16 protein-coding genes, 1 tRNA gene and 2 pseudogenes are annotated in these 19,099 nt (G+C 73.5%); 8 read left to right on the top strand and 11 right to left on the bottom strand.

Annotated features, from left to right (window positions below):
- The first annotated feature begins 4 nt into the window (after window positions 1-4).
- The 6 genes from Aau02nite_RS19855 to Aau02nite_RS19830 all read left to right on the top strand — a co-directional run bounded on the left by Aau02nite_RS19855 (window position 5) and on the right by Aau02nite_RS19830 (window position 4,926).
- A complete protein-coding gene (locus Aau02nite_RS19855; RefSeq protein WP_212990000.1) occupies window positions 5-1,096 on the top strand; it encodes a carboxylate-amine ligase in 1,092 nt (363 codons plus the stop codon).
- A gap of 64 nt (window positions 1,097-1,160) precedes the next feature.
- Window positions 1,161-1,331 (top strand): hypothetical protein, encoded by a 171-nt coding sequence (locus tag Aau02nite_RS19850; protein ID WP_212989999.1) that lies wholly within the window; start codon window positions 1,161-1,163, stop codon window positions 1,329-1,331.
- 8 nt (window positions 1,332-1,339) lie between these two features.
- Entirely contained in the window at window positions 1,340-1,858 is a 519-nt protein-coding gene (locus tag Aau02nite_RS19845; RefSeq protein ID WP_246595282.1) for a hypothetical protein, read from the top strand.
- A 38-nt stretch (window positions 1,859-1,896) separates the two neighbouring features.
- Window positions 1,897-3,081: a GTPase HflX gene (gene hflX, locus Aau02nite_RS19840; protein ID WP_212989997.1), complete on the top strand. Its 1,185-nt coding sequence runs from the start codon at window positions 1,897-1,899 to the stop codon at window positions 3,079-3,081.
- Between the two features lie 141 nt (window positions 3,082-3,222).
- Complete coding sequence (locus tag Aau02nite_RS19835) at window positions 3,223-4,614, top strand: hypothetical protein (RefSeq protein WP_212989996.1); 1,392 nt, start codon at window positions 3,223-3,225, stop codon at window positions 4,612-4,614.
- A gap of 81 nt (window positions 4,615-4,695) precedes the next feature.
- The gene (locus Aau02nite_RS19830; RefSeq protein ID WP_212989995.1) at window positions 4,696-4,926 is read left to right on the top strand and encodes a hypothetical protein; all 231 of its coding nucleotides are present in this window, start codon (window positions 4,696-4,698) and stop codon (window positions 4,924-4,926) included.
- A gap of 4 nt (window positions 4,927-4,930) precedes the next feature.
- Here Aau02nite_RS19830 and selB read toward each other — a convergent pair whose 3' ends face one another.
- From selB to Aau02nite_RS19795, 7 genes and pseudogenes are all read right to left on the bottom strand, one after another.
- A complete protein-coding gene (gene selB / locus Aau02nite_RS19825; protein ID WP_212989994.1) occupies window positions 4,931-6,685 on the bottom strand; it encodes a selenocysteine-specific translation elongation factor in 1,755 nt (584 codons plus the stop codon).
- Window positions 6,685-8,052, bottom strand: a complete 1,368-nt coding sequence (selA, locus tag Aau02nite_RS19820; RefSeq protein WP_212989993.1) for an L-seryl-tRNA(Sec) selenium transferase — start codon at window positions 8,050-8,052, stop codon at window positions 6,685-6,687. Before selA ends, selB begins: the two co-directional genes overlap by 1 nt.
- Window positions 8,053-8,125: 73 nt before the next feature.
- Window positions 8,126-8,902: pseudogene (lgt, locus tag Aau02nite_RS19815) on the bottom strand (prolipoprotein diacylglyceryl transferase); the annotation flags it as partial.
- A 1-nt stretch (window position 8,903) separates the two neighbouring features.
- Complete coding sequence (locus tag Aau02nite_RS19810; RefSeq protein WP_212989991.1) at window positions 8,904-9,299, bottom strand: carboxymuconolactone decarboxylase family protein; 396 nt, start codon at window positions 9,297-9,299, stop codon at window positions 8,904-8,906.
- Between the two features lie 17 nt (window positions 9,300-9,316).
- Window positions 9,317-9,793, bottom strand: a complete 477-nt coding sequence (locus Aau02nite_RS19805; protein ID WP_246595281.1) for a MarR family winged helix-turn-helix transcriptional regulator — start codon at window positions 9,791-9,793, stop codon at window positions 9,317-9,319.
- A gap of 17 nt (window positions 9,794-9,810) precedes the next feature.
- Window positions 9,811-10,644 carry an MBL fold metallo-hydrolase gene (locus tag Aau02nite_RS19800; protein WP_212989990.1) on the bottom strand — a complete coding sequence of 278 codons (834 nt, stop codon included), beginning with the start codon at window positions 10,642-10,644 and terminating at the stop codon, window positions 9,811-9,813.
- A 114-nt stretch (window positions 10,645-10,758) separates the two neighbouring features.
- Window positions 10,759-10,851, bottom strand: a tRNA-Sec gene (locus Aau02nite_RS19795).
- 67 nt (window positions 10,852-10,918) lie between these two features.
- On the opposite strand from Aau02nite_RS19795, the gene selD reads away from it, so the two are divergent.
- Window positions 10,919-11,932, top strand: coding sequence for a selenide, water dikinase SelD (gene selD / locus Aau02nite_RS19790; RefSeq protein ID WP_212989989.1), 1,014 nt, complete (start codon window positions 10,919-10,921; stop codon window positions 11,930-11,932).
- Between the two features lie 153 nt (window positions 11,933-12,085).
- On the opposite strand, the gene Aau02nite_RS19785 is transcribed toward selD, so the two are convergent.
- Window positions 12,086-12,970 (bottom strand): SDR family oxidoreductase, encoded by an 885-nt coding sequence (locus Aau02nite_RS19785; RefSeq protein ID WP_212989988.1) that lies wholly within the window; start codon window positions 12,968-12,970, stop codon window positions 12,086-12,088.
- Window positions 12,971-13,040: 70 nt separating this feature from the next.
- Between Aau02nite_RS19785 and Aau02nite_RS19780 the strand changes: the two genes are divergently transcribed.
- Window positions 13,041-13,604, top strand: a complete 564-nt coding sequence (locus Aau02nite_RS19780; protein WP_246595280.1) for a TetR/AcrR family transcriptional regulator — start codon at window positions 13,041-13,043, stop codon at window positions 13,602-13,604.
- A gap of 4 nt (window positions 13,605-13,608) precedes the next feature.
- On the opposite strand, the gene nrfD is transcribed toward Aau02nite_RS19780, so the two are convergent.
- From nrfD to fdh, 3 genes and pseudogenes are all read right to left on the bottom strand, one after another.
- Window positions 13,609-14,751: an NrfD/PsrC family molybdoenzyme membrane anchor subunit gene (gene nrfD, locus Aau02nite_RS19775; RefSeq protein ID WP_212989987.1), complete on the bottom strand. Its 1,143-nt coding sequence runs from the start codon at window positions 14,749-14,751 to the stop codon at window positions 13,609-13,611.
- Window positions 14,748-15,815: a 4Fe-4S dicluster domain-containing protein gene (locus Aau02nite_RS19770; RefSeq protein WP_212989986.1), complete on the bottom strand. Its 1,068-nt coding sequence runs from the start codon at window positions 15,813-15,815 to the stop codon at window positions 14,748-14,750. Before Aau02nite_RS19770 ends, nrfD begins: the two co-directional genes overlap by 4 nt.
- Window positions 15,816-15,841: 26 nt before the next feature.
- Window positions 15,842-19,093, bottom strand: a pseudogene (gene fdh / locus Aau02nite_RS19765) (formate dehydrogenase); the annotation flags it as partial.
- Window positions 19,094-19,099: the final 6 nt, after the last annotated feature.

Here is a 19,099-nt window from a genome sequence, read left to right as displayed (position 1 = left end):
CCTGATGCCCATGACCCTGGGTGTGGAAGAAGAGTTCCTGCTGCTGGACCCGGTCACCGGGGAGAACTCCCCGGCGGCCGAGAAGGTGCTGGCCGGGCTCGGCGACGACGCCCGCGCGCAGAGCCGGCTGGAGGTGCGGCACAGCATGGTGGAGATGGTCACCGGCGTCTGCACCGAGCTCGCCGAGGTACGCGAGCAGCTGACCGGGTTGCGCCGGGCCGCCGCCGCATCGGCCACCGCCACGGGCGCCACGCTGGCCGCGATCGGGGCCACGCCGATCGCCGACCCGCAGCGCACGGTGACCGACAATCCGCGGTTCCAGGCGATCGGCCGGCACTACGGCCCGATCGCGCACGATCCCGCGGTGTGCGGCTGCCACGTGCACGTCGGGGTGCCCGACCGGGAGCTGGCCGTCCAGGTCTGCAACCACCTGCGCGTGTGGCTGCCGGTGGTCCAGGCCCTGACGGTGAACTCACCGCTGTTCGAGGGGGCCGACACCGGGCACGCGAGCTGGCGCTCGATCCAGCTGGAACGGTGGCCGAGCCTGGGACCGTCGCCGCTGCTGGCATCGGGCGAGGAGTACGACCGTACGGTCCGGACCATGGTCGCCTCGGGCGTGATGCTCGACGAGAGCATGGTGCTCTGGTACGCCCGCCCGTCCGCGGCCTGGCCCACCGTGGAGGTGCGCGTCGGCGACATCTGCCTGACCGTCGACGACACGGTGCTGGTCGCCGGCCTGATCCGGGCGCTGGTCGCCACCGCCGTCGAGCAGATCACGGCGGGGGTGCCGGCGCCCGGCGTCCCGGACTACCTCGTCCGGGCCGCGCACTGGAACGCCGCCCACGCCGGCGTCGGGGGCACCCTGCTGGATCCGGTCCGCGGTACCGCCCGGCCGGCCTGGGAGCTGGTCGAGGAACTCGTCGGCGCGGTCACCCCGGCGTTGGAGAGCCACGGCGACCTGGCCGAGGTGCGCGCCGGGCTGCAGCGGGTGCGCACCGGCGGCACCGGCGCCGAACGGCAGCGCCGCATCCTGCAGCGCACCGGTGACGTCCGGGCCGTCCTGACCGAGGTGTCCCGGCTCACCGTCGAGGGCTGACGGCCTGTTTGCCCTCCGACGACGCGGGTAGCCGAGGCGCTCGAAGCTACGTCGAGGAGGAACCATGACGGATCAGCAGGAGCGGCCCATCGAACGGGGTGCGGCCGAGGACAACGCCGGCGCCCCGCTCACCGAGACCGACGTGGAGCTCAGCGAGCGCGCGCCGAGCGAGCCGGCCGAGCGAGCCGTGCCCGGCGACGACGACGGCGGTTCCGGCCGGACGGACAACGCCTGATGGGAGCCGTGACCCGGTCCGTGTGGCAGGGCATGGTCGCGGGCGCGGCCGGGGTGGCGGTGATGACGCTGGCCGAGAAGGCCGAACAGCGCCTCACCCACCGCCCCGGCTCGTACGCGCCGGCGTACGTGCTGCAGCGGCTGGCCGGCCGGCGGGACGCCGAGCCACGCCGCTCGGACGCCCTGAACTGGAGCATGCACGCCGGTCAGGCGATGCTCGTCGGCGTACTGCGCGGTGCCATGGCCAACGCCGGGCTGCGCGGGCCGTGGGCCTCGGCCATGTTCACCGTGGTCCGGCTGACCAGCGACCAGCTCCTGGAGAACGCCACCGGCGTCGGCGCGCCCCCGTGGACGTGGCCCCGCCGCGAGCTCGCCGTCGACCTGCTGCACAAGACCGTGTACGGGTACGCGACCGGCGCCGTCGCCGATCTGCTGGCCGCCCGGAGCGGACCGGGCCCGGGTCAGCGGCACGCTGCCGTGGCTCCGGGCCGGCGCTCACACGTGGGCCCGGTTCCGGCCGGGCGCTGACCAGGAGACCGACCGATACGACGGAAAGGAGCGGCCGGATGGCAGGGCCGTGGTTGCTGGGACCGGGGGACGGCGACGGGACGACCGACGCCCGGGCGTTGCTGATCGCCGTCCACCGGCAGGACGAGGACGAGGACGGCCCCGGTAGCGAGCTGTCGCTGCGGGAGCTGGAGCGGCTCGCCGAGGCGGACGGCCTGACGGTCGCCGGCACGCTCGTGCAGAGCCGCGGGCGTCCCGATCCCGCCACCTATCTGGGCTCGGGCAAGGCCGGTGAACTCGCGGACGAGGTGGCCCGCACCCGCGCCACCGTGGTCATCGCCGACGGCGAGCTCACCCCGGCGCAGGCGCGCAACCTGCAGGACCGCGCCGGGGTCCGGGTGGTGGACCGGACGGCGCTGATCCTGGACATCTTCGCCGGGCACGCGCGCAGCCGGGAGGGCCGGTTGCAGGTGGAGCTGGCGCAGATCGCGTACCAGCTGCCCCGCCTGCGCGGCGGGGGCCGGGAGATGTCCCGGGTCGGCGGTGGCCGCACCGCCGGTGGCGCCGGCATCGGCGTCCGCGGCCCCGGTGAGATGCGGCTGGAGCTGCAGCGACGCCGGCTGCGGCAGCGGGCCGCGCGGTTGCGCGAGGGTGCCGGCGAGCTGGCTCTGCGCCGGGAGCGGACCCGGCACCGGCGGGCCCGCAACCTGATCCCGTCGGTGGCGGTGACCGGCTACACCAACGCCGGCAAGTCGGCGCTGGTGAACCGGCTGGCGGGCGCGGACCTGCAGACCCGGGACGAGCCGTTCGCGACCCTGGACCCGGCCGTACGCCGGGTCACGGTCGACGGCCGCACCTTCACCCTGACCGACACCGTCGGGTTCGTGCGGCACCTGCCGCACCAGCTGGTCGACGCGTTCCGCTCCACGCTGGAGGAGGTCAGCCACAGCGACCTGGCCCTGCACGTGGTGGACGCGTCGGCTCCGGACGCGCTGAACCAGATCACCACGGTGCACGGCGTGCTGCACGAGATCGGTGCGGGTGCGGTGCCGGAACTGCTGGTGCTCAACAAGATCGATATCGCGCCGCCGGAGTGGGTGGACGCGTTGCAGCGGGCGTACCCGGAAGCGGTGGCCGTTTCGGCGCTGACCGGCGACCGGGTGGTCGCGCTGCGGACGGCTGTCGCGGCCCGGCTGCGCGATCTGGGCCGGCCGGGCCGGCTCGTCGGCCGCTACCGCGAATGACCCCGGCCGGGCGAATGAATCGGGGTGGCCGAATGAACCGGGGCAGCCAGGGTATCCGGCCGCGTGCGGCAGGTATCGACGCCGGGCGGTGGACGCTCCCGTGCCCGCCGCCCCTCCGCCCCCATCTGAAGGAGCCTCGCCGTGACGGACTCACCGGCGACATCCGCGCTGGCCGCCGCCCGCGTCGTCGCCCCCGACGGTCCCGAGCGGCCGCTGCTGGAGGCGGTTTCCCGGGCGCTGCACCAGCGCGGCTGTGACGACCTGGACCGGGTGCCGGTGCTGGGCCGGCGCGGCGGTCTGCCGGCGGAGCTGCGGGGGCCGGCGCTGGCGTACGAGGACTCCACCGAGGCCGTACCGCTGGAGCTGGTCGACCGGTTGGATGCCGGTGACGTCGCCTCGTGGATCACCGGGCACTACCCGGCGGGGCCATACCCCGCGGTGGTGCTCGGATCGGCGCACGGGGGCGCGGCCCATCTGGCCGCGGCCCTGGGCGCGCCCTGGTTGCCGACCAGCTTCACCGTGACGGTGCCGTGGCCGGACGGCAACGCCGGGGACTGGACCGGCGCGATGGAGTGGGGCGCGAAGCTCGCCGACCTGATCCTGGCGGCCGATCCGGGCGTGACCGTACGCCAGGTGCACGACCCGCTGGGACGGGGACAGCTGTGCGGGTCGACGGTGACCCTGCATGTGCGGTGGCAGCGGCTGCCGGTGGCGTACCGGGATTTCCTGGGGTCCGGCGTGGAGCCCGGTGGCGCCGCCCTGCTGCTGCGGGATACCCGCACCTGGCCGGTGCTGGAGCTGACCGACCGGCACAGTTTCCAGCTGGGCCGGCCGGCCGGCGGGATGCCGCACGAGGACCAGACGATGGAGAACCCGTCGTTCCGGCGGCTGATGGAGAGCGTGGGCGGCGACCGGTGGTCGACGCCGTACCTGGACACGGCGCCGCGGTACGCCGAGACTGCGGGCGAGCCGGAGCTGGACCGTGACCTGCGGCGGCTGGCGGGGAGCCTGGGCACCTCGGTGCACCGGGTGCTGTATCCCGGGCCGGAGGCGCTCAGCGCCTGCGTGGCCGACCTGTACCGGGAGTGGCTGCGCGCGTCGGGGCGCGGCGGGGACGAGTGTGTGGTGGAGACCGGGCGGCTCATTGATCCGTGGCGGGTGCTGCGGTCGGGGCTGGTGCCGTACTGGTGCGAGTCGTCGGCCCGGACCGCGGTCGACGGTGTCGAATGGTGGCTGGCCGGCAGTGGCGGCTTCGCCGCCGTGACCATCCTGCCCGAGCCGCCGGGCACCGTCTGCGACGTGCATGCCGCCGCCGCGCAGTGGCGGGCCGTCGCCCACTTCGGGCAGCACCGCACGCACCTCAACCGCCAGGCGCTCGGCCGGTACCCGTTGCTGCCGCTGCCGACCAGTCACGCGTCGTCGGTGCTGCGCGCCCGGCACGAGTCCAGCGGCGTCCCGGGCCGGCTCCCGCTGGGCCTGGCCATGTCCGCCCTGCGGCACTCCGGATCGCGGCTGGGCCTGCTCGTCGTCTGAGCCCACCCGCGGCGGAAAACCCATGCAAGTTCGGTAAATGAGCCCGGGTTTGACCCGGTGGCCGGCGGGAACGCCGCAGGCATGACCGATCATGTGACTGACCGCAACGACACTGACGAGCCCGACGGTACGCCGGCCCACGCGGCCTCGATGCGCCCGCCGGGTGAGAACCTCACCGGCGGCCCGGACGACGGCGTCGACTTCGGGGCCGACGACGACCCCGAGGCGGACGCGAACGACGCGGAGGTGCGCCGCGCGGGATACGACGTCGACGCGGTCGCGGGTGACACGGCGGCCGTCCGGCCGGAGTAGTAGTTCAGCCGGGCTCGACGACGCGGCGGTCGTCCGGCAGGTGCCGGGTGACGCCGGTGCTGTCGAAGAGCTCCAGCAGCGGTACGGCGACCCGGCGGCTCGTGTCCAGAGCCCGCCGGGCCTCGCTGACGGTGAACGGGCCGGGCAGCCCGGCCAGCACCTGCGCCGCCCGCCGCGGCGCGTCGGCGCGCAGGATCACGTTGCCGGCCAGCTGCACCACCAGACCGGCGCGCACGGCCGCGCCGAGCTGCCGGGCGCCGAGCCCGAGCTCACTCAACCGGTACGCGTCCGGCGCCGCGAACGGCCGGTCGCCCAGCCCGTCGAAAGCCCGGTCCACCGCCGTGACCAGCTCGGCCGGCACGTCGCTGCCGCCGGTCGAGACCCGCCCGCGCCGGGTGACCAGCGGCGGTCGCACGAGCGCCTCGACCAGTGCCCGGTCCGGCAGGCCGAGCCGGTGCCGCAGGGCCTCGACGGGAGCGCCGGGCTCCAGCGGATGCTCGGCGGCGTGCCGGGCCACCTCCGCGACCAGCCGCTCGCCCAGCCCGGCCCAGTGCGCCGGGTCGGCCAGCCAGTCGCCCGCCACCGGCTCCCCGGGGTCGGTGACGCCCATCCGGAGCAGGTCGTCACGGCGTACCAGAAGACGCCGGTGCAGCTCCCCGGCCAGGTCGGACTCACCCGACAGGCCGGCCAGCGCGGCGGCCCGGGCCGCGGCCGCGCCGCGCCGGGACAGACCCGGGGGTACGACGTCGAGCACGGTCACTCCCCCCGCCACGTGGTGCCGGCCGGGATCGCGCAGCAGGGCCCGGTCGCCGATCCGCAGCGGGAGCGGAGTGTGCAGCCGCAGCCGGGCGGTGTCGGCGCCCAGCGGACGGACGCGGGCGGACACGGCGGCGGAACCGGCGTGCAGCGTGACGGTGGCGGGCAGGTCGGCCACGGGGTCACCGTGCACCCGTACGTCGATCAGCTCGGTGAGCCGGAACCGGCCGGGGGTGAGCAGCGCCTGGCCGCGGCCGACCGTCTCCTTGTCGACGCCGCGCAGGTTGATCGCCACCCGCGCCACCGCACCGACCCGCTCGGCGGTCGCACCGAGGCTCTGCAGCCCGCGCACCCGCACCGGCCGGGAAACGCCGGTCAGCTCCAGCTCGTCGCCGACCCGTAGCTCACCGGCGCCGAGCGTGCCGGTGACGACGGTGCCCGCGCCCTTGACGGTGAACGAACGGTCGATCCACAGCCGCACGGCAGCGGCCGGGTCGGGCGCGGGCAGCCGCGTGACGAGCCGGTCCAGCGCGGCCCGCAACTCGTCGAGCCCGGCGCCGGTGGCCCCGCTGACCGCGACCGCCTCGACGGTGCCGAGCGAGGTCGCGGCGATCTCGGCGCCGGCCTGGCCGAGGGCGGGCCCGGGATCGGCGAGATCGCTGCGGGTGACGACGAGCAGCCCGTGCCGTACGTCGAGAGCGTCGAGCGCGGCCAGATGCTCGGCCGACTGCGCCCGCCAGCCCTCGTCCGCGGCGACGACCACGACCGCGGCGGGCACGGGCCCCACCCCGGCGAGCATGTTGCCGACGAACCGCTCGTGCCCGGGCACGTCGACGAAGGCGACGGTGGCGCCGGAGGGCAGGGACGTCCAGGCGAACCCGAGGTCGATGGTCATCCCGCGGCGGCGTTCCTCGGCCCAGCGGTCCGGCTCCATCCCGGTGAGGGCGCGGACCAGCGTGGACTTGCCGTGGTCGACGTGCCCGGCGGTGGCGAGCACGTGCATCAGCGATCCCCGGTGGGCCGGACCGCTGCTTCACGCGGCGCGACGGCCGCGGCCTTCTCCGGCGCGCGGGCGGCGGACCCGAGCGCGGCCCGGATGGCGGTGATCAGATCGGGGTCGCGCTCCACGGGAACGCAGCGCAGGTCCAGCCGGAGACGTCCCCGCTCGACCCGGCCGACCACCGGGGTGGCACCGAGCCGCAGCGGTGCGGCGTACCGCTCGGGCAGCGACAGCGCCCACGACGCGAGCTCCAGCTCGGGCGCCCCGCCGCCACCGACGACCGCGACCGACTCCACCAGCTCGACCCCGTCCAGCTGATCCCGCACCCGCTCGGTGCGGGCCCGCAGCGCGTCGAGGTCGTAGCGCAGCGCCTGCCAGGTGGGGGTCGTGGGCCCGGTCAGGGTGGCCTGCAACGCGGCGAGCGTGAGCTTGTCGACCCGCAACGCCCGGGCCAGCGGATGCCGGCGCAGCCGCTCGATCAGTGCCGAGGTGCCCAGCAGCAGCCCGGCCTGCGGGCCGCCGAGCAGCTTGTCCCCGCTGGCGATCACCAGATCCGCGCCCGCCCGCAGGGTGGTGGCGGCATCGGGCTCGTCCGGCAGCAGCGGATCGGGCGCGAGCAGCCCGGACCCGATGTCCGCGACGACCGGCGCGCCCAGCCCGGTCAGCTCGCCGACCTCGACGGCCTTCGTGAACCCCCGGACGACGAAGTTGGAGGGATGCACCTTGAGGATGAAGCCGGTCCGCGGGCCCACGGCGGCGGCGTAGTCGGCCAGCGCGGTGCGGTTGGTGGTGCCGACCTCCCGCAGCCGGGCACCGGTGGACTCCAGCAGATCGGGCAGCCGGAACCCGTCCCCGATCTCGACGAGCTCACCCCGGCTGACCACGATCTCCTGCCCGGCGGCCAGAGCGGTGGCGGTGAGCACAAGCGCGGCAGCGCCGTTGTTGACCACATGCACGTCCCCGGCGGCGGGAACGGCGGCGGCCAGCGCGGCCAGGGCGGTGCGCCCCCGGCGGGCCCGGCGGCCGGTGCCCAGGTCGAGCTCGACGTCGGTGTGCGCGCCGGCGGCGGCGACGGCGGCCAGCGCCGCCGGGGACAGCGCGGCCCGGCCCAGGTTGGTGTGCAGGATGACGCCGGTGGCGTTGAGGACGGTCCGCAGGCCGCCGGCCGTGTCCGGCAGTGCCGCGAAGGCCGCGGCGGCCACGTCGGCGGGGTCGAGCTCACCGGCGCGGGCGCGCTGCTGGGCGGCGAGGACGGCGGCCTTGACGGGCGCCCGGCCGAGCCGGTCGGCGGCGGCCACGAGCCGCGGATCGGCCAGGACCACATCGGTACGCGGGACGAGCCTGCGCCGGTCAACCGTGGCCTCAGCCACCCGAGCCTCCTCCGTCGCCTGCCGCTGATCCACCGTACTGCGCCGCCGCACGATCTGGCTGCCGGGCTTCGGGCCGGGTCGTGAGGAAGTAGAGCGTCGCGCCCAGGAACACCAGGACCGCGGTGAACACGTTGAGCCGTACTCCGAAGAAGGTGGTGGCCTCGTCGATGCGGAGCGTCTCGATCCACACCCGGCCGGCGGTGTATCCCATCACGGCGAGGGCGAAGGCCCGTCCCCGCCGGAAGGCGAACCTGTGGTCGGCGCCCCAGACCAGCAGGGCAACGCCCAGATTCCAGAGCGCCTCGTACGCGAAAGTGGGGTGATAGAGCCCGGGCAGCAGCTGTCCGGTCCGCATGTCGTGCACTTCCAGCCCCCACGGCACCGTGGTGAGCCGGCCGTACACCTCGTTGTTGAACCAGTTTCCCAGCCGCCCGATCGCCTGCCCGACCGGAAGTCCGGGAGCGAGGGCGTCGGCGGCGACACTCAGCGGCAGGCCGCGGCGCCGCACGGCGATCCAGGCGCCGAGCGCGCCCCCGGCGAGGCCGCCCCAGATGCTGAGCCCACCTTCCCAGATGGCGAGAGCGCGCAGCGGGTCACCGCCGGCACCGAAGTAGTCCTGCGGCGAGCTGATCAGGTGGTAGATCCGGGCACCGAGGATGCCGAACGGCACCGCCCAGACGGCGATGTCGAGGGAGGTCCCGGCCGCCACACCGCGCGCCCGCAGTCGTCTTTCCATGATGAGGGTCGCGACGGCGATGCCCGCGAGGATGCAGAGGGCGTAGGCCCGGACGGGTAGCGGGCCCAGGTGCCATACCGAGGTGACCGGACTGGGAACGGCGGCGAGGACCACGTCACTGCTCCGCGTCGGCCGAGCGCTGCACCGCTTCCATCCCCAGCGAGGCGTACGGCTGGCCGACGTACGAGCCCAGCAGCACCATCAGCGCGGTGAGCCCTTCGAGGTCGAGACCGTTGCGGCGGGCCAGCGACAGGTAGGTCGACAGCCGCTGGCCGGTGACGTTCTGGGCCACGAGCACGGCGATCACGGCGATGCTCCGGTCCCGGTCGGTCAGGGCGGGACTCTGCCAGCCCGGGCCGCCGGCGGCTTCGTACGCCTCCCGGGTGAAGACCGCGCCGGCGTGCCGGGTCATGAGCCGTTCCACCTCCGCCGGGGACACCCCGAAGTTGCGGGCGTAGATCTCCCGGCCGGCGGCGGCGCGGTCACTCAGGTCGTGCGGGGGGACGGCCATCTTCACTCCTGGTGGGGTCATAGGCAGGACCCGCGGTCGTCCACGTCGCCGATCACGGCGACGAGCAACCGCCGCAGGTTCTGGATCTCATCCGGGTCGAGGCCGGTCAGCGCCGAGGCCTCGACGGTGTCGCAGGCGGCGGCGACCTTGCTGCGCAGAGCCTCGCCGTCGGTGGTGATCACCGGGATGCGCAGCCGGCGGTCACGCGGATCGTTGTGCCGCACGACGAAGCCGTTGCGCTCGAGCCGGTCGAGCTGGCTCATCAGGGTGGTCTTGTCGAGTCCCAGGGTCTTGCCGAGTTCGCCCTGGGTGAGACCCGGGCTCTTGTGCAGGGCGCTCAGCACGATGTATTCGCGCAGCGTGAGTCCGTGCTTCTCGGCCGTGTCACCGGTCGCGGCGCGCATGCGCTGGGCCGCGCGGTGCAGCAGCCAGGTGATCTCGGAGTCGATGGTGGGACGCGGGCCGACGTCCCCGGGCGGTTGCGGGCTCTGCATGCGAGCACCGTACGTCTTCAGCGGGAGCGACCGGCGCCCTCGGGCACCAGCAGCGGGATGCCGTCGTAGGAGCCGAGGTCGTGCGCGGGGACGATCCGCATCAGGCCGTCGAGAGCGATCATGCGGTCGAGGTCCCGGCGCACCTGGCCGGGGTCGCTGTCGGCGAGCCTGCTCATCAGCCACGGCCGTTCGGCCCGCCGGCGGATACCGTCGATCTGCCAGGTCAGGTCGCCGATGAAGGCGTACCGGGGGCCGGCGGGCAGGGTCACGAAGACGATCACCGAACCCTCGGTGTGGCCGGCCGCCTGCACGATGACGACCGAGCCGTCGCCGTGCACGTCGTAGCTCGACGGAAAATCGAGATACGGCCCGTCCGCGAAGGCGTACTCGCGGATGTCGTAGCCCCGGGAGACGAGGCGGAACACTTTGCCGTCGGGGTCCTTGGCGGCGTACCGCTGCTCGTCGGCATTGATCCAGAGCGGCGTGCCCCGCAGGCTGTCGAGACCGCTCGCGTGATCCCAGTGCGAATGGGTGAGCAGCACCCCCGACAGCCGGTCGCGGCTGTAGCCGGCGGCGTCGAGTTGCTCCTGCACCGTCCGGCCCACCTGGTAGGGGGCGCGGACGAAGGCGGGCAGCATCTTGATGTGCGCGGCGACGTCGGCGCCGAAGCCGGCGTCGATCAGCAGGTCCCCGTCCGGGTGCTGCACCAGGACCGCGGAGGCGGCGAACTGGCGCTTGTCGCGGAACGACCCGCCCCGGACGGCGAGAGCCGCCCTGGTCTCGTAGGTGCCGGTAGGCAGGTGGTGAAGGGCCATGGCCGCGGGTGGATGAGCGCGAGGAAGAGGAGACATGAAGAGACCGTACGAGCTGAGAAAGTCCGAGGCAAGACTTTCTTAGCTCAGACTTTCTCATCTCAGATGATTTTCTGGCCGGAAGCCGGTACGGACCTGACTCATGCTGGGGAGCGGAGGCGGACGGGAATCGAACCCGCCCGGCCCAGATACTGGGCCACACCGGTTTTGAAGACCGGGAGGGGCACCAGCCACCTGAACGCCTCCGTCGATCACCCTAGGCCGCCCCCCGCCGCCCCGCACGGCGGGATGCCCGCGGTCGTGCAAGAGTGCGATGGTGACGTCTACCCAGAGCCGACGGCTGACCGAGTACGCGCACGGCGGTGGCTGTGCCTGCAAGATCCCTCCGGGCGAGCTGGAGACCGTCGTCTCCGGGCTGATGGGCGAGACCGCCCCGCGTGGCCCCGGCGAGCTGCTCGTCGGGCTGGACGACGGCGACGACGCCGCGGTCGTGCGGATCGCCAGCGGTGTGGCCATCGTCGCCACCGCCGACTTCTTCACGCCGGTGGTCGACGACGCCTACGACTGGGGGCGGATCGCCGTCGCCAACGCACTGTCCGACGTGTACGCCATGGGCGGTGCGCCCGTCGTCGGGGTCAATCTGCTGGCCTGGCCGCGGGATCTGCTGCCGATGGAGCTGGCCGCCGAGGTGCTGCGCGGTGGCCTGGCCGTCGCCCGGGAGGCCGGCTGCCACGTGGCCGGCGGGCACAGCGTCGACGACCCCGAGCCCAAGTACGGCATGGCCGTCACCGGCATCGCCGATCCCGATCATCTGATGCGCAACGACGCGGGGGTGGCCGGTGTGCCGCTGACCCTGACCAAGCCGCTGGGCATCGGGGTGCTCAACAGCCGGCACAAGAACACCGGGGAGGTCTTCCCGCAGGCCGTGGCCGCGATGACCGGGCTCAACCGGGCCGCCTCCGAGGCCGCACTGGCCGCCGGGGCCGTGTGCGCGACCGACGTCACCGGCTTCGGGCTGCTCGGGCACCTGCACAAGCTCGCCCGGGCCAGCAAGCTGACCGCCCGGGTGGACGCCTCCGCGGTGCCCTATCTGGAAGGTGCCCGGGACGCGCTCGCGGCCGGGTACGTCAGCGGCGGCACCCGGCGCAACCTGGACTGGGTCCGCCCGCACCTGGACGCGGACGGGGTCACCGAGGACGAGTTGCTGCTGCTGGCGGACGCGCAGACCTCCGGCGGGCTGCTGGTGGCCGGAGAGGTGCCCGGCTACCCGGTCATCGGGGAGCTGCTGCCCGCCCGCGGCGACGGCACGACCCTGCTGGTCCGCTGACCCCAGCCGACGCCGCGCGGATCGCGCCCGGCCGGTCCGCCGCGCAAATCGCGCCCAGTCCCGGCCGGCCGGGCAGATCGCGCCCGCCGGCCGCTGGGCGGATCGCACGGAGCCGGCAGCCGCGCCAATGGCGCCCAGGCCGCTCGAGACCCCTTAGCCGGCCACGGTGGCGGGCTGCCCCTTGGGGAAGTGCGGGCGCAGGTCGGCCGCGAGAAGGCGGTCCAGCACCCGGTCCGGAAGCAGGCGGGACAAGCGGGTGAGCACCGCCGCGTCCCGGCCGATGGTGTAGCGGGTGCGCGGCCGGCGAACCGTCGCGGCGTCGGCGATGATCCGGCCGGCCGTCTCAGCCGGGAGCCCCGACTTGGTGAAGGCGGTGGCGTGGCTGACGATCGCGTGCAGCAGCCCGCCGTACCGGCCGCGCTCGACGGGTGACAGCCCGGCGAGGATCTCGTTCGCCCGCGCGACGCCGTGGCCGGCCATCTCCGTGCGCACGCCGCCGGGCTCGACGACGACCACCTGGACGCCGTGCGGGGCCAGCTCGCGGCGCAGGGCGTCACTCATCGCCTCCATGGCGAACTTGGCACCGGCGTACGCGCCGTAGGTCGGCATCGCGACCTTCCCGCCGATGGAGCTGATGTTCACCACCCGGCCGGACGCGGCGTGCAGCGCGGGCAGGACGGCCTGGGTGACCGCGACGTGCCCGAAGAAGTTGACCTCGAACTGCTCCCGCCACTGCGCCATCGACAGCAGCTCGACCGGCGCGTTGATGGCGATGCCGGCGTTGTTGATCACAGCGCGCAGCGGCCGTCGGGCCGGGTCGGTGGTGATGCGGCGGGCGACCGCCTCGATCTCGGCCGGATCGGTGATGTCGAGCAGCACCGGTTCCAGATTCGGGGCACGCAGCGCATCGGCGTCCGACTCGCGCCGGACCCCGGCGAGCACGTGATAGCCGCGGCGGGCGAGCTCACGGGCGGTGGCGGCACCCATGCCGGTGGAGGCGCCGCTGATCAGGACCAGCTCTTCATGTGACGTTGTCATATGACCCACGCTACGCACTCAAATGACATTGTCAAGTGAGTCGGATGACGTTGTCAGGTAAGTTGGCGGCATGGTCAGCAGAGTGGAGAGCGCGGCGGCGACCCGGCGCGCGTTGGTCGACGCGGCGGCCGAGCTGCTCGACGAGGGTGGCGTCGACGCCGTGACGCTGCGCGCGGTCGGTGCCCGGGCCGGAGTGTCCCGGGGCGCCCCCTACGGCCACTTCCCGGACAAGGAGCACCTGCTCGCCGCGGTCGCGACCAAGAGCTGGGAGGCGGTGAGCGAGCAGCTCGACACACTGACCGCGGACCGGCCGCCGTCCGAGCGACTGCAACTGGCCCTGGCCGGGCTCATGGACGTCGGCCGGCGCCGCCCGCACGCGTACGCCTTGATGTTCTCGGCGCCGACCGCCGAGCACCCCGAGGCGCTCGCCGCGGTCTCCCGCACGCACGACCAGTTCCTGGCCATCGTCGCCGACGTCATCGGTGATCCGCAGCGGGCCCGGCCGATCGGCGCGCTGGTGATGGCGAGCGTGCAGGGCATCATCGCGATGGAGAACAGCGGCCACCTCACCGCCGAGAAGTGGCAGGTCACCGGCGACGAGCTGGTCAGGATGCTGATCGGCCGGATCGCCTGAGCCGCTACCCCGGCTGCTGGGTCTTCGCGTCGCCGTCACTGCCGTTCGAGGCGGCGCGCTGGGCCAGCCGCTCCCGCTGCGGCACCACCGTGTACTTCGGATCGCGCGCCGAGGCCAGCCCGCCCTCGAAGATCCCGAACCGGGTCGCCAGCGAGGCCGTCAGCAGCGACAGCCCGGACAGCGCCGACACCACCCGGCTGCGGCGCCCCAGGACCGCCCCGGCCACCCCCAGCGCGGTCAGCGCCCGGCCGGCCCGCAACAGCTTGCCGGCCTTGCCCTCGGTGTAGGGCTCGCTGAGGATGCCCTTGGTCGTCTCCACCCGGTGCGCCCCGTACAGCTCCATCGCGGCCCCGAAGACCGCCATCCGCCGGGCCGGGCCGGCCTGCTCGGCCGGGGCCGCCAGCAGGCCCACCCCGGCCCCGCTGGCCAGCGCGCTGCCCGCGAAGACGAACGGCAGTTCCTGGTACGCCGCATGCCAGCTCGGCGTCGCGGTGTCGGCCAGCAGCACCGCCGTGTACGTCGCCAGCGCGGGCGCGAACACCGCGGCGCCGTACTGCCCGGCTGTGCCCACCGGTGGGAGCAGCTTGCGGGCCACGCCGAGCAGTCCCCGCTCCGGTAGCAGCGGAGCCGCCTCGGCGACCGCCGCCGCGCCCGCGGTCACGCCGAAGGCGCTGAAGATCCAGGTGCCCATCGACATCGGCGAGGTCGGCTTGGCCACCCGCAGCATGTGCAGGAACCGTTCCGGCCGGCCGAGGTCGTTGACCAGGAAGTACGTGCTGGCCAGGACCGCGCCCAGCGCGCCGACCCGGCCGGCGCGGCGCAGGGCCGGGCGGCCGGTGGCGTCACCGCCGGCGGCCAGCAGCGCGGAGCCCGCGGCCAGACCCCCGGTGAACAGGTACGCGGCGATGTCGTGATGCCAGACCGCGGCCTTGACGATCGGCCGCCCGTAGTACGAGCGGAACTCCGCCGGCGGCACCATCGACCGGTCCCCGCCCCGGCCGCCGCCGCGCCGGCGTCCCTTGCGGGCCACGTCGCGGACCGGGCCGCCGGGGGCCTCGTCGCGGGCCAGGCCGCTGCCGGGCCGGCCGGCCGGTGGCGGGCTGACCGAGTCGTCGCGGGGGCGTTCGGCCTCCTCGCGGGGCCTCATCCGCGCCGTCCGAGGAACGACGCGAGCACCGTGGCGGCCATGGCCAGCGCCGCGATTCCGGCCCGCTTGTACATGTCCGGCAGGTCGCGGGTGGTCACGATCGGGTCCGGGGGCAGGCCGTACACCTCGGGCTCGTCGAGCAGCAGGAAGAACGCGCCGTCGCCGCCCACGCCGTCGTCCGGGCTCTCGCCGTACAGGCGGGCGGAGTCGACGCCCTGCTCGTGCAGCTTCTCCACGCGGTGCTGGGCGCGGGCCCGCAACTCGTCGAGCTCGCCGTACTGGATGGACTCGGTCGGGCAGGCCTTGGCGCACGCCGGGGTCATGCCGTCACCGATCCGGTCGTAGCACATCGTGCACTTCCAGGCCCGGCCGTCGTCCTGGCGCTGGTCGATCACGCCGTACGGGCAGGCGGGAATGCAGTAGCCGCAGCCGTTGCAGATGTCCTCCTGCACCACCACCGTGCCGAACTCGGTGCGGAACAGCGCCCCGGTCGGGCAGACGTCCAGGCAGGCGGCGTGGGTGCAGTGCTTGCAGACGTTGGACATCATCAGCCAACGGAAGTCGCTGCGCGGCGCGTCCGGGGTGCGGCCGGGAAGGTCCGTGCCCGGCATCCCGAGGAACTGGGGCTCGGCGCGCGGCGGTGCGATCGTGGCCGCGGCCGCCAGCGCGTCGACCGCGGGCGGGATGCCGGGGTCCGTACCCATGTCCTGGCCCGAACCGGCCGCGACCACGGCGGTGTGCGCACTGACCGACGGGCCGACCGGCAGGCCGGCGAACGCGCCCGGCGTGTCGGTCGATCCGCCGCGGTCGGCCACCGGCTGCTCGATGAACGCGACGTGCCGCCACGAGTTCGCGGTCAGGCCGCCGGTGTTGTCGTACGACTGACCGAGCAGGTTGAACCCGTCGTCCGGGATCAGGTTCCACTCCTTGCAGGCCACCTCGCACGCCTTGCAGCCGATGCAGACGCTGGTGTCGGTGAAGAAGCCCATCCGCGGTGGCGCGTCGACGTAACCCGCGTCGGGCGCGGGATCCAACGGGCCGTAGAGGCTGTTCGGTCCGGCCATTATCCGGGCTCCTCCGGCTCGTTCCCGGTCAGCATGGGGGTGTGGTGGTCCGGCGCGAGACCGGCCCGCCGGCGGTAGCCGACGACGTACTCCAGCAGCTGCGGCCCGGTCGGGCGCCGGCCCGGCTGGATGTCGCAGGTGCCGACCTTGCTCTCCTGGATGAGCACGTTCGGGTCGAGCGTGATGCCGATCAGGTCGTTGGCGGAGTCGCCGGTGACCAGACCCTCACCACCCCAGTGGTACGGCAGCCAGAGCTGGTGGATGACCCGGCCGTCGATGCGCAGCGGGGTGAGCCGGTCGGTCACCATCACCCGCGCCTCGATCGCCGCCCGGGCGGTCACGATGTGCGCCCAGCCCAGGTGCTCCAGCCCGCGTTCCGCGGCCAGCTCCGGGGAGACCTCGACGAACATCTCCGGCTGCAGTTCCGACAGGTACGCGAGCTGCCGGCTCATGCCCCCGGCGGTGTGGTGCTCGGTGAGCCGGCTGGTGCTGAAGACGTACGGGAAGACCTCGGAGTGCGGCTCGGGGACGCTGGGGTTGGTCAGGTTGTCGGCGCGCTCGTACAGCTTGCGGGTCGGGTTGGCCTGCTGCTGGTAGAGCGGGTTGCGCACGGTCGACTCGACCGGTTCGTAGTGCGTGGGCATCGGGCCGTCGATCAGGCCGCTGGGCGCGTACAGCCAGCCCTTGCCGTCGCCCTGCATGATGAACGCGTCGTCGCCCGAGATGGCCTCGACACCGGTCGCGCCCTCCGGCGGGCGGTACGACGGCGGCTTGGTCTTCTCGAAGTCGGGCACGTCGTAGCCGGTCCACTCGCCGGCCTCCTCGTCCCACCAGACGTACTTCTTGCGCTCCGACCACGGCTTGCCGTCCGGGTCGGCCGACGCGCGGTTGTAGAGCGTGCGGCGGTCCGACGGCCAGGCCCAACCCCACTCCCGGGCCACCCAGTCCTGCTCCGAGCCGGGCTTGCGGCGGGCCGCCTGGTTGACGCCGTCCTTGAAGACGCCGGAGTAGATCCAGCACCCACAGGCGGTGGAGCCGTCGGCCTTGAGCGAGGTGAAGTTGGGCACCAGCTCGCCGGTGGCGGTGTCGTAGCCGTTGATCTCCTTGAGCACGTCCTCGCCGCTGGGCTCGTCACCGCGCTCGCCGTGCAGCGGGTAGTCCCAGGTCAGCTTGAGCAGGCCCTGGTCGCGCGGCAGAGTGGACTCCGCCAGCCGCTCCCGGACGATGCGGCCCAGGTGGTAGAAGAACCACAGCTCGGAGCGGCAGTCGCCCGGCGGCTCGACCGCCTTCTCGCGCCACTGCAGCATGCGCTGGGTCTGGGTGAAGGTGCCCTCCTTCTCGGCGTGCGAGGCCGCCGGCATGAAGAACACCTCGGTCTTGCACTCCTCCGGCACGATCTCGCCGGTGGCGACCTCCGGGCCGTCCTTCCAGAAGGTGGCGCTCTCGATCATGAACAGGTCGCGGACCACCAGCCAGTCGAGGTTGGCCATGCCCAGGCGTTGCGCCTTGCCGTGGGCGGAGCCGACGGCCGGGTTCTGGCCGAGCAGGAAGTACCCCTTGATCTTGCCGTCGATCATGTCGAGGACCTGCTGGTACGTACCGTGGTCGCCGGTCAGGCGGGGCAGCCAGCCGTAGCCCCAGTCGTTCTCGGCCGTGGCCGCGTCGCCCCAGTACGCCTTGAGCAGGCTGACCGCGTACGACTCCGCGTTGGCCCAGAAGCCCTGCTGCTCCGGGTGCCGGATGGCGTCGACCCACTGCCGGAACGTCTCGTGCTGGGTGAAGTGCGGCATGGGCAGGTAGCCGGGCAGCAGGTTGAACAGGGTCGGGATGTCCGTGGAGCCCTGGATGCTGGCGTGCCCGCGCAGCGCCATCACGCCACCGCCCGGGCGGCCCATGTTGCCCAGCAGCAGCTGGATGATCGCGCCGGTGCGGATGTACTGCACGCCGACGCTGTGCTGGGTCCAGCCCACCGAGTAGACCAGGGCGGTGGTGCGCTCACGGCCGGAGTTGGCCGTCCATGCCTCGCAGACCTCCAGGAACTTGTCCTGCGGGACGCCGCAGACCTGCTCCACGACCTCCGGGGTGTAGCGCGCGTAGTGCCGCTTGAGCACCTGGTAGACGCAGCGGGGGTGCTGCAGCGTGGGGTCGCGGGGCACGTCGGCGGGCACCGGCGGGCCGTGCGACTCCTGCTCCAGGCCCGAGGCGGTCTCCCGGTCGACCGCCGCTTCGTCCTCGTCCTGCGTGGCTGCCTCGTCGTCCTGCTGACCCTCGTACGCCCACGAGGTCTGGTCGTACGCGTTGGTCTCGGGGTCGTATCCGGAGAACAGCCCGCCGAGGTCCTCGGTGTCCTGGAAGTCCTCACTGACGATCATGGACGCGTTGGTGTACGCGACCACGTACTCCCGGAAGTCCTTGGAGTTGCTGAGGATGTAGTTGACGATCCCGCCCAGGAACGCGATGTCCGCGCCGGCCCGCACCGTGACGTAGCTGTGCGCCAGGGCACTGGTGCGGGTGAACCGGGGGTCGACGTGAATGATCTTCGCGCCGCGCTTCTTCGCCTCCACCACGTACTGGAAGCCCACGGGGTGGGCCTCCGCCATGTTGGAGCCCTGGATGATGATGCAGTCTGCGTTGGCCAGATCCTGGAGGAATCCGGTGGCCCCGCCACGGCCGAAGCTGGTTCCCAGACCGGGAACGGTGGCGGAGTGTCAAATACGGGCCTGGTTCTCGATCTGGAGGGCGCCCATGGCGGTGAAGAGCTTCTTGATCAGATAATTCTCTTCGTTGTCCAGGGTGGCGCCGCCCAGGCTGGCGAAGCCGAGCGTGCGGTTGAGCGGACGGCCCTCGGCGTCGTTGTCCTCCCAGGTCTGCTCGCGCGCGGCGAGCACCCGGTCCGCGATCATGGTCATCGCGGTGTCCAGGTCGAGCTCTTCCCAGTCGGTGCCGTAGGGCCGCCGGTACAGCACCTTCTGCTGGCGGCGGTCGCTGGTGACCAGGCTCTTGCTGGCCGAGCCCTTGGGGCACAGCCGGCCCTTGGAGATGGGGCTGTCCGGGTCGCCCTCGATCTGGACGACCTTGCCGTCCTTGACGAAGATCCGCTGCCCGCAGCCCACCGCGCAGTAGGGGCACACGGACCGGGCCATGGAGTCGGCCGTCTCGGTGCGCGCGGTCAGCGACTTCGACCGGTCGGACTGCGCCGCGGCGCCCCGGCCCAGCGGGTCGGTGCCGGTCAGCTGCCGGTAGACCGGCCAGTGCCCGATCCAGGTGCGGACTCCCATGCGATC

Origin of the sequence: Actinoplanes auranticolor, assembly GCF_018332655.1 — a bacterium.
In the GTDB taxonomy this organism is placed as follows: Bacteria; Actinomycetota; Actinomycetes; order Mycobacteriales; family Micromonosporaceae; genus Actinoplanes; species Actinoplanes auranticolor.
This window is presented reverse-complemented; position numbering and strand designations above follow the sequence as displayed.